This is a genomic window from Verrucomicrobiota bacterium (assembly GCA_021413925.1).
Classification (GTDB): domain Bacteria; phylum Verrucomicrobiota; class Verrucomicrobiia; order Chthoniobacterales; family UBA6821; genus UBA6821.
This window is the reverse complement of record JAIOPL010000006.1, coordinates 79,277-91,725: the sequence shown is the minus strand read 5'-3', so window position 1 is coordinate 91,725 and position 12,449 is coordinate 79,277. Positions and strand designations below refer to the sequence as shown.

11 protein-coding genes are annotated in these 12,449 nt (G+C 56.5%); 8 read left to right on the top strand and 3 right to left on the bottom strand.

From position 1 onward, the window contains the following. Positions 1-15: 15 nt before the first annotated feature. Positions 16-1,674 carry a DUF885 domain-containing protein gene (locus tag K8R57_04070; protein ID MCE9587472.1) on the top strand — a complete coding sequence of 553 codons (1,659 nt, stop codon included), beginning with the start codon at positions 16-18 and terminating at the stop codon, positions 1,672-1,674. On the opposite strand, the gene K8R57_04065 is transcribed toward K8R57_04070, so the two are convergent. Next, positions 1,668-2,054, bottom strand: coding sequence for a hypothetical protein (locus tag K8R57_04065; protein MCE9587471.1), 387 nt, complete (start codon positions 2,052-2,054; stop codon positions 1,668-1,670). The two genes, K8R57_04070 and K8R57_04065, sit on opposite strands and share 7 nt — an antisense overlap. Positions 2,055-2,240: 186 nt before the next feature. Here K8R57_04065 and K8R57_04060 point away from each other — a divergent pair, with 186 nt between their 5' ends. The 4 genes from K8R57_04060 to K8R57_04045 are packed head-to-tail and all read left to right on the top strand — an operon-like array spanning position 2,241 to position 6,583. Next, positions 2,241-2,723 carry a tRNA (cytidine(34)-2'-O)-methyltransferase gene (locus K8R57_04060; protein ID MCE9587470.1) on the top strand — a complete coding sequence of 161 codons (483 nt, stop codon included), beginning with the start codon at positions 2,241-2,243 and terminating at the stop codon, positions 2,721-2,723. A gap of 17 nt (positions 2,724-2,740) precedes the next feature. Continuing rightward, positions 2,741-3,736: an ATP-binding cassette domain-containing protein gene (locus K8R57_04055; protein MCE9587469.1), complete on the top strand. Its 996-nt coding sequence runs from the start codon at positions 2,741-2,743 to the stop codon at positions 3,734-3,736. Between the two features lie 53 nt (positions 3,737-3,789). Next, complete coding sequence (locus K8R57_04050; protein ID MCE9587468.1) at positions 3,790-5,811, top strand: thioredoxin family protein; 2,022 nt, start codon at positions 3,790-3,792, stop codon at positions 5,809-5,811. Between the two features lie 28 nt (positions 5,812-5,839). Further along, positions 5,840-6,583, top strand: a complete 744-nt coding sequence (locus K8R57_04045) for a UDP-galactose-lipid carrier transferase (protein MCE9587467.1) — start codon at positions 5,840-5,842, stop codon at positions 6,581-6,583. Between the two features lie 180 nt (positions 6,584-6,763). Here K8R57_04045 and ilvD read toward each other — a convergent pair whose 3' ends face one another. Next, positions 6,764-8,515, bottom strand: coding sequence for a dihydroxy-acid dehydratase (gene ilvD, locus K8R57_04040; GenBank protein ID MCE9587466.1), 1,752 nt, complete (start codon positions 8,513-8,515; stop codon positions 6,764-6,766). 73 nt (positions 8,516-8,588) lie between these two features. Continuing rightward, positions 8,589-9,689 (bottom strand): hypothetical protein, encoded by a 1,101-nt coding sequence (locus K8R57_04035; protein ID MCE9587465.1) that lies wholly within the window; start codon positions 9,687-9,689, stop codon positions 8,589-8,591. Between the two features lie 56 nt (positions 9,690-9,745). Between K8R57_04035 and K8R57_04030 the strand changes: the two genes are divergently transcribed. The 3 genes from K8R57_04030 (at position 9,746) to K8R57_04020 (ending at position 12,408) form a co-directional block, all read left to right on the top strand. After that, complete coding sequence (locus tag K8R57_04030; protein MCE9587464.1) at positions 9,746-10,261, top strand: peroxiredoxin; 516 nt, start codon at positions 9,746-9,748, stop codon at positions 10,259-10,261. 320 nt (positions 10,262-10,581) lie between these two features. After that, positions 10,582-10,866, top strand: coding sequence for a 1-acyl-sn-glycerol-3-phosphate acyltransferase (locus K8R57_04025; GenBank protein ID MCE9587463.1), 285 nt, complete (start codon positions 10,582-10,584; stop codon positions 10,864-10,866). A 264-nt stretch (positions 10,867-11,130) separates the two neighbouring features. Further along, positions 11,131-12,408: an MFS transporter gene (locus K8R57_04020; protein MCE9587462.1), complete on the top strand. Its 1,278-nt coding sequence runs from the start codon at positions 11,131-11,133 to the stop codon at positions 12,406-12,408. Positions 12,409-12,449 lie beyond the last annotated feature (41 nt).

Below are 12,449 nucleotides of genomic sequence, written 5' to 3'. Positions count from 1 at the left end.
ATTGGTAATCCTTGAATGATGGCTCTTAAAAATTCCTCTACTCAAGGATCCAACGCTAAACTCCGCTCTCTGGGTGAACGCTACATTGAGAGGACCTGTTCCGATTTTCCCCAGTGGGGGAGCGGCTTGGGATTCTCCAAATATGAGTCACTGCTCGGCGGCAGTGATCTGAAGACCAGGACTGCCCGGACCGCCTTTCTGGAAAAGCTCCTCTCAGAAACGGAAGCGCTCCCTGCCGGAGAGCTTGCCAAGGACGACTGGCTTGACCGCCGTTGCTTCCTTTCCCTGCTGCGTACGGAGCTCCTGCAGAGCCGTGATTTGGAGCGCTACCGGACGAATCCCCAGGAATGCTGCGACAGCGCGGTCGGGGCGGTCTTCGAACTGATCATCCGTCATTCTGAGAACCTGAAGAAGGCCAGACCTGCTATCGAGGCACGGCTCGCGGCCATCCCGGATTTTCTTAAGCACGGGGCCACTGCCGTCAGGAATCCTGTTCCGCTTTGGACCAAGCTGGCTGTCCAGTCGTGCAAAGGGGCAGCGGAGTTTGTGATGACCATCGGGGAGACTCTAGCGGAACTCTCTCCGGACGCTGCAAGGACGCGGAAAATTGCCGCTGCGGCAGCCAAAGCCTTCGCAAGTTATGCAAAGACGATTACTGCCAAGAAGCAGGGGAAGGCGGGTGACTTTGCCATCGGGCGCGAGCGATTCGAGTATCTCGTGCGTGAGAAGACAGGGCTGGACTGGAGCCTTCGCGAGATCGAGGCCGAAGGGCACCGACTAATTCAGAAACTCTCCGCGGAACTCGAGCTGGAAGCTAAAAAGTCAGCCCAGCGGCTTGGGGGTAAGGGAAAGAAAACTGCCAAGCAAATTCTGGAAGCAGCGAGGGATTCCTGGACGCCAGAGGCTCCGCTTCTGGAAATCTACACCCGATCCTCCGAGGAGTGGCGCCAGCGCGTCGTGAAGAGCGGCCTCTATCCGGTCCCTCCCGGCGAGTCCCTGCAGGTAAAGGCGGTGCCCGACTTCATGCGGGAGCATTTCCCCACAGCCGCCTATAGCTCACCCGGAGCCTTCGAGAAAAAACAGCAAGGTATCTTCTGGGTGAATGATCTCGGAGCGACCAAGCGCGATCCCGAGGAAAAGCTTCGCGAGGAGCGTCAGCACTTCGGCCTGGAACTCACCAGCGCCCACGAGGGGTATCCGGGTCATCATCTCCAGTTTGCGATCCAGAACCGTCATCCAAGTCATATCCGGCGACTCTGCGGCCATGCCATCTTCTACGAGGGATGGACCATGTGGTGCGAGAAACTGGCCGTGGAGAAGGGATGGGTGAGGGGGCCCCATGCGCGGCTCCAGCAACTTCACGATGCCCTCTGGCGCGCCTACCGCATCGTCATCGACTGCGGCCTACACTCAGGGAAGCTGACCCATGAGGCTGCCGCACAGATGCTGGTCAAGGGTGTCGGTTTCACGCCCGCCCGCGCCCGTGCCGATGTGAATTGGTACACGGCGGCCCCGACCGTCCCGATGAGCTATCTGCTTGGAAGGCTTGAACTCAAGAGGGTCAAGGATGCCCGGATTAACAAAGGGGGATGGTCACTGCGGAAGTTCCACGACTGGGCCCTCGGATATGGCGCGGTGCCTTGGCGCTGGATTGAGCAATCCGAACTTCAATAAGCCTTCTTGCCCTGCTTCTTGAGCAGGCGGGCTTGAACAAAGGACTGGATGCATCGAGCCACGTAGAGTCCGCAGATAAGGGCTGTGGCCATCTTCGCGATGGAGGAGTTGGTCTTGTCTCCGGCCGTCTGCTTCAGCACGGCAAGAAGCATTCCGTAAGCCGAAACGGTGGCTCCGAATCCAAGCAGGCCGACCAGGACCGCCACATGCATTACATGCATGCGAATCTTCTCGATGCGTGCCAGCAAGCCGCAGATCACCAGCAGGAGGCCGAGTCCGCAGGGAATGAGGGACGTGGGATGGGCCGCGCCGGTTCCGAAGAAACCGATAAGACCGACCACATTGAGAAGGATTCCGAAAATGATGCTGATTGCAGACATGGAGTTCATAAATCGAGGGTGCCAAATCGAGTGACTGGAGTCGAGGGTCCATAGTCGAGGGAGGTTTTTTCCACCGCTTTTAGTAAAGCGCACTTCCTGATTCAGCTTCATGAGTTCCTGATTTCCAGATTTAATCCCCTCTGGAGTTCCCATCCCCATTCCTTATCCCGCGATTCCCGATTACCCATGCTTCACATTGTCCTGATCGAACCCGAGATCCCACAGAATACCGGCAATATCGGCCGACTCTGCGTTGCCGCGGGGGCGCGGTTGCATCTGGTGGGGCCTCTCGGATTCTCGCTCGAGGAAAAGCAGATCCGCCGTTCGGGACTCGATTACTGGAACAGCTTGGATTTCAGAACATGGGATCGACTGGAGGATTTGCAGGCCGCGATGCCGGAGGCTCGTTTCTGGTATCTGAGTAGTAAGGTGGAGCGTCCCTACTGGGATGTGGAGTTCCGGGACGGGGATTGTCTGGTCTTCGGACGAGAGTCTAAGGGATTGCCGTCTTCCCTGCTGGCCGCGCATCCGGAAGAGGCAGTCACCATTCCGATGACCGCGGGAACGCGCAGTATCAATCTCTCCACCTCGACGGGAATTGTCCTGTACGAGGCGCTACGGCAACTGCACGTTTGTAAGGGGCAACTGCACCTCGGTCAGAGGCAATAGAAATGAATCCTTCCCCCATCATCGAAGTCAAAGATCTGACCAAGTCCTTCCGTACCTATAGGAAGGAGGAGGGATTGATGGGGGCGGTGCGTGGGCTCTTCCACCGGACCTACACTGAGACAAAGGCTGCTGACAGAGTGAGCTTTTCCGTCGGGGAGGGTGAATTTGTGGGCTTTCTCGGGCCGAACGGGGCTGGCAAGACAACCGTGCTCAAGATGCTCTCCGGCCTTCTCCAGCCGACTTCGGGAAGTGCCAGCGTCCTGGGATTCAATCCGGCAAAGCGTCCTGTTGAGCTGAAGCGCCAGTTTGCCCTGCTGATGGGTCAGAAGAACGCCCTCTGGTGGGATCTCCCTGCCCGCGAATCGTTGGAACTGAACCGCGCGATCTACGGGATAGACCGGAAGGAGTTCGAGGCGACGGTCGGGGAACTGATCGAGCTGCTCGATGTTCGCGACAAGATGGGTGTCATGGTGCGTGAGCTGAGTCTCGGGGAGAGGATGAAGATGGAGCTGATCGCCGCCCTGCTGCACCGTCCGAAAGTTCTCTTCCTTGATGAGCCGACAATCGGTCTGGATGTGATGAGTCAGAAAAAAGTCCGGGAGTTCCTGCGGGAGTACAACCGCCGTTACAAAGTCGTGACCCTGCTGACCAGCCACTACATGCAGGATATCGAGGAGCTGTGCGAGCGGGTTATTCTGATCGACCACGGACGACTTTTTTTTGATGGGTCGCTAGTGGAAGTGGTCTCCCGCTTTACTTCGACGAAGATCATCGAGGCGGAGTTCAGTGCACCGCTGCCGGAGGGGTTCCTCCCGCCTGGGAAGGTGCTGGCACATAATCCCCTGCAGATCAAGATAGAGGTGCCCCGCGCCGAAGTTCCCAGGGCCTGCACGGCTCTCCTCTCGGGTGGTCAGGTGATCGACCTCTCGGTGCAGGAGGTGCCGATCGAGGAGGTCATTCGAAGGGTCTTTGGGAGTCAGCAGGAGGAACATCGACTAGAGTCCTTACCATGAAGGGCATGAAGAGGTTGCTATGTCTTGTACTGGCGGGGTGTTTTCTGCCCCACATGGCTCTGTTCGCTGGCACGGGCGAGGGGGTGAATGCGTGGATCGCGACGGATGCGACGGTGCCGATACAAGCAGGCAAGCCGTTCACGGCGACGGTGGTGCTCGATTTTCAGTCCGGTTTTCACACCTACTGGCAATATCCGGGAGACTCGGGTCTTGCCCCCAAGGTCACATGGCATCTTCCCGAGGGATGGAGGGCCGGTCCCATCGAGTTCGCGATTCCGCATCAGTTCTCCGAATCGGGTGACATGATTGTGTATGGCTACGAGAAGCAGCAGCTTCTGCGAGCCGTGATCACACCACCCAAGGAGCTTCCTAGGAATCAGACCTTCGAAATCAAGGCTTCACTCACATGGCTCGCCTGCAAGGAACTCTGCGTGCCTGGTTCTGCCGATGTGGAACTCAGGGTGCTGGGCCCCACGGATAGGCCAATTGATTGGCAATCAGCTTCTGTTCCCGAAGGCGAGTGGCCTCTTTCCGGAAAGCCCCCTTTCCCCGTTTCCGTTTCCGGTAAGAACGGCACCAAGCTTGTTTCGTTCACAGGTCAGGTAGGCGCAACCTACGAATTCTATCCCGATCCTGGTGAAGGAACGACGGTCGGGCATGTGACCCGGATTTCTTCCCAAGGTGCCAAGGGCCCGGCTCTGGTCTTCTCGATTCCTTGGGAGGGGCCGGCTCCGTTCCGTGGGCTTCTTGTGGAGCAGAACGGCGGGCAAAGGAAGGGATGGTGGATGCTTAATAATGATTTTCAAGTCACTGATGAAAAAGCGGATAAAGCATCGCTCTTTGTACTCCTTGCTGCTCTTTTCTCCGGCTTTCTCGGGGGGCTGATCCTGAATCTGATGCCGTGCGTCTTGCCGGTGATCTCTCTGAAGATCTTTAGCTTCATAGCCCAGGCCGGTGAGTCCCCGAAGCGTATCTTCCGCCATGGACTCACATTCGCCGCGGGTATCTTCCTTTGGTTCCTGGGACTTGGTCTGTTGGTGATCGCCCTGAAGGCTGGCGGATCGCAAGTGACCTGGGGAGCCTTCCAATTTCAGAATCCTCTTTTTGTGGTAGGGCTGAGTGTCCTGGTTTTTCTCTTTGCCCTGAATCTCTTTGGTCTCTACGAGGTCACATTGCCGGGTAACGCCACAAACTCCCTGGACCAGGCAGCGCGCCGGGAAGGCTACGGGGGATCGTTCTTCCAAGGGTTGTTTGCCACCCTGCTTGCCACTCCCTGCACAGCTCCTTTCCTTGGAAGTGCGCTGGGGTTCGCTTTCGGACAGAGCTCCCTTGTGATCTTGGCTATGTTCGCCGCGGTGGCCCTCGGCATGTCGCTTCCCTACCTGCTGCTCTCGGCGCAACCGGGCTGGAGAAGATGGATTCCAAAGCAGGGAGTCTGGATGGAGCGCCTGAAGCAGTTCATGGGTTTTCCTCTACTCGCGACCAATCTCTGGCTGCTCTGGGTTCTTCAAAATCAGCGTGGGAATGATGCCGTTCTCAGCCTGCTGGCGCTGTTTCTGATCCTGGGATTCTGCGCTTGGCTCTTCGGGATTCTTTCTGTCGCGGGCTCGCGGGCCCGCGTGGTCTATCTCTCTCTGATTGGTCTTCTAGCACTTGCCGCCATTGCTTTCACCGCGCAACGGATCAGGGTTACACAACCCGCGACGCTCAAGACAAGCGGCGCAGTAGATGGAATTGCTTGGGTTCCTTACACGCCGGACGCCCTCGCCTCTCTCCGAGCCGAGGGAAAGCCTGTGTTTCTCGATTTCACAGCCTCTTGGTGTCTAACCTGCCAGTTCAACGAACGCACGGCGATCAATGTCCCTGCTGTCAGGCAGCTCATCAAGGAAAAGGGTATCACTGCAATGAAAGGGGACTGGACGAATGCAGACCCAGCAATCACGGCGGCGCTCAAGTCGTTCGATCGCGTCGGAGTCCCGCTGGCTGTCTATTATCCGCCGGGCAAGGGAAGTGATCCTGTCGTTCTTCCGGAATTGCTGACTGAAAAAATCGTATTTGAGGCTTTAGTGAAGTGAGTTCCCTATTAAATTTCTTTTGCATTCCATGAACTTCAAGACTCTCAAACTCGATCAACTCGACCAAAATCAGCAGATCACCAAGGAGTCTTATGCGCGCGATCTTAAGAAGTATCAACTTGGGTTGCTGAATCTCCAGCTGCGACTCAAGGAGAGCAAGCGGACGGTCATCATTGTGCTCGAGGGGCCAGATGCCGCCGGCAAGGGTGGAGCCATCAAGCGAACGCTGGAGCGACTCGATCCCCGTCTGGTGCGAGTCTACTCCACCCAGAAGCCGACAGCGGAAGAATACCGTCACCACTACATGTGGCGTTTCTGGAACAAGATCCCGCCGGCGGGAGAGTTAGCCGTCTTTGACCGCTCCTGGTACGGGCGCGTACTTGTGGAGAGAGTCGAGAAATTCGCCACAACGGCGGAGTACTCACGTGCCTACCGCGAGATCAATGAATTCGAACAGACCCTCGTCGAGGGTGGGGCTATCATGATCAAGCTCTTCTTACAGGTTTCCAAGGCGGAGCAACTCAAGCGCTTCAAGGAACGTCAGGCCGATCCCTACAAGCACTGGAAAATCAACGACGAAGACTGGCGCAACCGCCGCAAGTGGAAACCGCACAACGAGGCGGCCGAGATGATGTTCCAGAAAACCTCCACGAAGTTTGCTCCCTGGACGCTCATCGCGGGAGACTATAAGTGGTATGCTCGGGTCCAGTTTGCCAAAACCGTCTTTGAGTCGGTCGCCAAGGAATTTCCCGAAGCGAAGTTGGGAGTTTAGAGTATTGTCAAAAGTCTCGCGCAGAAGCACAGAGGCGCGGTGAAAATAAGGGGCGAGCAGCGGGATAATGATGATCGCGACAGATTGACCTGCTTCAAAATAGGCAATTTTTCCATCAATGGATTGAGGATTGAATCAAAACCTCTGCGTTCTCTGCGCCTCTGCGCGAGATAATGAATTCTATAACCCCGCGTCGGTCACGGCGCCATGGGAGGCGTCGGTGACATGGGAAGCATACTTGGCTAGGACGCCACGGCGGTAACGAGGTGCCGGCTGTTTCCATGCCTTCTTCCTCTTGGCGAGTTCGGCGGCGGTGACGTTGCTTGAGAGGGTTCGCTTGCTGGCATCGATGGTGATGATGTCCCCCTCCTTGACGAGGGCGATCGGTCCGCCGGAGATGGCTTCCGGGGTGATGTGGCCGACGACAAAGCCATGGGTGCCTCCCGAGAAGCGTCCGTCTGTGATCAGGGCGACATCCTTGCCGAGTCCAAGTCCCATCACTGCACTGGTTGGTGAGAGCATCTCGCGCATACCTGGTCCTCCCTTTGGTCCCTCGTAGCGGATCACGATGACATCACCCTTCCTGATCTTCCTGGCCAGGATGGACTGCAGGGCCTTTTCCTCTGAGTCAAATACACGGGCCTTTCCTTCAAAGCGGAGTCCCTCTTTGCCGGAGATTTTTGCGACGCCGCCGCCCGGGGCGAGGTTACCCTTGAGAATGACGAGGTGACTCTCTTTTTTGATCGGGTCGGAGATGGGGCGGATGATCTGCTGTCCCTTGGGGTAGGGCTTGAATGCGGCCAGGTTCTCCCGGAGTGTCTTTCCGGTGACGGTCATGCAGTCGCCGTGGAGGAGCCCCGCTGCCAGCAGATCCTTCATCAAGGGGACGATGCCGCCGATCTCGATGAGCTGGGACATCAGGTATTTGCCGCTCGGCTTGAGGTCGGCGAGAACGGGAACCCGTTTGCCGATCTTGGTGAAGTCATCGATGGTCAGCTTGACGCCGGCCGTGTGGGCGAGGGCGAGGAGGTGGAGGACAGCATTGGTCGATCCGCCGAGGGCGATCACGACGGTAATCGCGTTTTCGAACGCCTCACGGGTCATGATGTCGAGGGGACGGATGCCTTTCTTGAGCAAGTTTAGGACGGCGGCTCCGGCCTCTCGGCAATCCTGCACTTTATGCGAGGAGACGGCGGCTTGGGCGGAGCTGTTCGGGAGACTCATGCCCATAGCCTCGATGGCTGAGGCCATGGTGTTGGCAGTGTACATGCCGCCGCAGGAGCCGGGTCCGGGGATGGCGCACGACTCCACGGCCTGGCGCTCCTCGGCCGAGATGACGCCCGCTGCTTCCTGACCGACGGCCTCGAAGACGGAGACGACATCGATGAGTTTTCCGTTCAGGCATCCGGGAAGAATGGTGCCTCCGTAGACAAAGACCGCGGGGCGGTTCAGTCGCGCGATGGCGATCATGCACCCGGGCATGTTCTTGTCACAGCCGCCGATCGCCACAAGACCGTCGAAGCCCTGGCATCCGGCCACGGTCTCGATGGAGTCGGCGATGACCTCGCGAGAGACAAGGGAGTATTTCATCCCTTCGGTTCCCATGGAGATGCCGTCGGAGATGGTGATGGTGTTAAAGATGATCGCCTTGCCGCCCGCCTTGTCGATGCCGAGAGCGGATTCGCGGGCGAGGGCGTCGATGTGCATGTTGCACGGGGTGACCATGCTCCAGGTCGAGGCAACCCCAACAATCGACTTGCTGAAGTCTTTGTCGCTGAATCCCACGGGATAGAGCATTGCACGGCTGGCAGCGCGGCTCGGTCCGTCGAGAAGGAGCGAGGAATGGACGCGCTCTAGCGAGGCTGTCTTTTTGGCAGGCTTGGCAGATTTACTGGAAGCGGCAGAGGATTTTTTGCGGGAGCTGGAACTCATCATGAAAAGCTAGCAGAGGCGGTCAATAGGGATAAAGAAAACATCGAGCCCTCTGAGATTCTTCGGAGAGAGGTCAGTTTTTCGAAGGAATACCTTCATCCGGCATCAAGTGATCGATGAGGTGATCGAGCAGTGCGCGTTGCTCCTGGTTGAGTTCCGGTTGGGAGACGGCTTCCTGAAAGGAACGCAATGCATTAGCCCGATCTCCGTCTCGTGCATAAGCCTGTCCGAGATAGGTGAGACTGGCGCCGAGTTGCTGGTGTTGTGTCCGGGCCATACTGACGAGCGAGCGTAGAGCCACGATCTCTTCAGCTTTCGAGTTGGAGGCGTATGCGGCCCGGGCGAGAAGGAAGAGGGTTTCCTGGTTCTTGGTCTGTTCCGTGAGTTGTCGGGCTACTTCCAGAGCTTCGTTTGGGTGGCCGCACTCGGTGAGGGCGCGGATCAGGATCTCTGTTGCCGCCATGTTTCTGGGATCCGAATGGTGAGCCTCCCTTGCCGAGGTCAGTGCTTCGTTCCAGCGTCCTTGGGCGGCGGCCAGCGAGGCTTGCACGGCAAGCAGAGCAGTATGGCATTTTCCGCTCGAGGCTGCGGATCTGAGGAGAGTATCCGCAAGCTGCATACGCCTGATGGCAATGAGATTCTCGGCGGTCGCTATCTGCCATTCGGTTCTCTGGGCTGCATCCGGATATTCCCGTGTCAGCGTTTCCATGGTCGGGGGACTCCAAGATGCCTTGGCCGATGTACTGGGCAGATTGGGAGAGAGAATGTAGCCCCAGGGGGAAACATCGCTCAGGAGCCAGAGTGGGGAATCGATCAACTCGCGGACCATCGTTGCTGAGGATGGGAGTGTCCCCAGGATGAGAAGCGAGAAATGCCTTTTTCTGTTGAGTCTGTAAAAATCAGATGTGTCAGCTGTTGCGGTAACGGCTTCCGCTTGTGTCGGAAGAGACTTCAGATCCTGCGCAGGAACGATGGGGTAGTATTCGGGCGAAAGAAAGACGCTCTGATGTTGACCTAGTGCCTTCTCGAGAAGGGAGATCTGTTTCACCGGGGCCGATGATCGCAGATCGGGAGGATTTCCCTTTTGGAGGATGGAGAATCCAAGCGCCGCGATCAGAGGAATCGTTACGCAACTGGAAAGGATGAGGAGGAGAATCCGAGTATTGTTTGTCATGAGGCCGGAAAGGTCCAAACGCTTGCTCTCAATGCCGATGATGCTATCCCTTGGCTATGAAGCAAACGTTTCTTCTTCTACTCACCATGAATCTTTTTTCACTCTTCGCTCGTGCCGAACCTCTGGCCGTCGGAACACCAGCTCCCAAGATCACCGCGAAAAATCAGGATGCACAGGATGTGATCTTTGGTGAGGTCTACTCGAAGGGGATCACACTCGTTTATTTCTACCCCAAGGCAGAGACTCCGGGTTGTACGAAGGAGGCCTGCTCGCTGCGTGATTCCTACGCGACGCTCAACGGCAACGGGCTTCAGATCCTAGGGGTCAGCTGTGACACACCGGCGGCCCAAAAGAAGTTCAAGGAGCACCAGAATCTGCCCTTCACTCTGATTGCCGATACCGACGGCAAGGTCGCTGAGGCCTTCCATGTGCCGATGATCCCCTTCGTCGGTATCCCGATGAGACAGTCCTTTATCATCAAGGATGGAAAGGTCGCATGGTCTTCGTTGAGCGCCCAGACCTCGGGAGCAGCCAAAGAAGTTCAGAGCGCTCTCGATTCTTTGGGAAAATAAGGGTCAGCATCCCCGTTGCGGGCGGGGGATTCAACGTGAAATCAAGCGGGAGAGGAATTGTGACAAAATCGTCATGGAAATTCTGTAGATATCCCAAAAGGGGCTTGGAAAAAATCCCTGATGGTTTCAAGCCAAGCATGCGCCTCTCCAAGAACAAGAATAGCTCAATTAGCAACCGGTGAGCGGCCGAAGGCCGCCAGAATGAACGGCATGGGAATAAGTGGTACGCAGATTGGCACCGGGACAGATCGTTGATGGGGCGTCGTCCTGTTCGGGGTTGTTTCCTACTTCTAAGGTTTGGTTGGGTAATCATCTCGGGCATGATCGCCCTGGCTTGCTTCCTGCGCTCAGGAAAGCTTGGAGAGACTGCTGCGGGGAGTGCCTGGATGCAGTGGATGAGTAGCCGCTTCCTCGCAGTGCTGCATTGCCATGTCACGGTTTCGGGAGAGATTCCCTTGGGAGGACTGATCGCCTGCAACCATCTGGGGTATGTCGATATCCTGGTGCTCGGCTCCGTTTGCTCGGCCATCTTCGTGGCCAAGAGCGATGTTCTTGATTGGCCTGTCTTCGGATGGCTGGCTTCGCGGGCCGACACCATCTATTGAGTAAGACATCCTTTCAGGCCCGGCTCTCCTTCGGGCAGACACGAATGCCACTGTCTGATCGGAAACAGGAAGCTCGGTTCCTGCATGCCGAGGTCGCTGGATTACTGGAGAGGATCGTATGATTTCGCAGGTCGCTTTGTTGATCTGTTTTTGAAATTGCAGAACGTCTGGGGGAAATTGGGTTCATAGGGCGGAGCCATTAGCGGATACCATCTAAGATGGAAATTTTCCTATACGATCAGAAATCATCAGAGAGACTCGGGAATGCATCGTCCCCCGACACCTCCCCTGAAGCCGATCGCAGTCATAGCCGGAATGGCTGGCAATATGATGGAGTGGTATGATTTCGCCCTCTACGGAGTCATGGCCCCGACGCTTGGAAAACTCTTTTTTCCTCAGAGTAATCACCTCATATCCATTCTATCGGTTTTCGGCGTCTTTGCCGCTGGTTATATCATGCGGCTCGGCGGAGGAGCTTTCTTTGGACATATCGCCGACCATTACGGTAGGCGCATTGCTCTGCTTATCTCAGCAACCCTCATGGCCATCACGACTTCACTTGTTGGCTTCCTGCCGACCTATGCCATTATTGGAATAGGTGCCCCGCTTCTGCTTGTGGTTCTGCGTCTTATCCAAGGACTCTCCACGGGTGGGGAATTCATCACCTCTATCACTTATCTAGTTGAGAACGCGCCCCCTCAAAGAAGAGGTCTTATAGGAACCCTGGCGGGATCTTCGGCATGCGTGGGACTTCTACTCGGTTCCGCTGCGGCCACCATCCTTTTTTCGATCTTCAGTCATGAGCAGGTTATCAACTGGGCTTGGCGCATTCCTTTTCTGGCATCCATCCCACTTGGACTCTCGATTGCTGTCCTTCGCACAAGCCTGCCACAGGAAGAGAAGCCGGATCAGCATGTGGGATCGCGACACAGGCGATCCAGTGTCCTCCATGTTCTTATCGAGCATCCCTGGGCCATGATCAGAGGTGCTCTCGGGGGATGGGCCTTCCAGACAGGTTTCTACACCATTGCTATTTTCATGTCCTCGTATCTTGTCACCGGAAAGATTTTTTTGGAGTCCACGGCGCTGGGACTTCAATCTGCCTGCCTCGGGGCGGCTCTTTTCATGGCTCCTCTAGCGGGCTATCTTTCCGACCGTTTTGGACGCAAACCGATCGCTATCATCTCATTGATCGGGATACTTCTCGGGGCGTACCCCCTGCTTCACCTTGTGAATATGGGCAATAATGCCGTCGCGCTAGCCGCCATGGTGATCTTTATGCTTTTCGTCACCTTGGGATCAGCTACCTACCAGGTATGGCTTGCCGAAATCTTTCCAAGGACACTTCGGGCTACAGGATTGGGAATTTCCTACAATGTCTCGGCAGGCATTCTCGGGGGAACCACCCCCCTGATCTGCGTCTCGCTTATTGCGATCACTCACAACCGAATGGTTCCGGCGCTTTTCCTTATCGTCGCCTCAGCGGTTAGCCTTCTGATGGTTCTCGGGACTAGAGAGACAGGGAAAAAGCCGTTGAAATAGACTGCCTGACAGAGAAAAAAGGCATGAGCATCGTTCTTAGG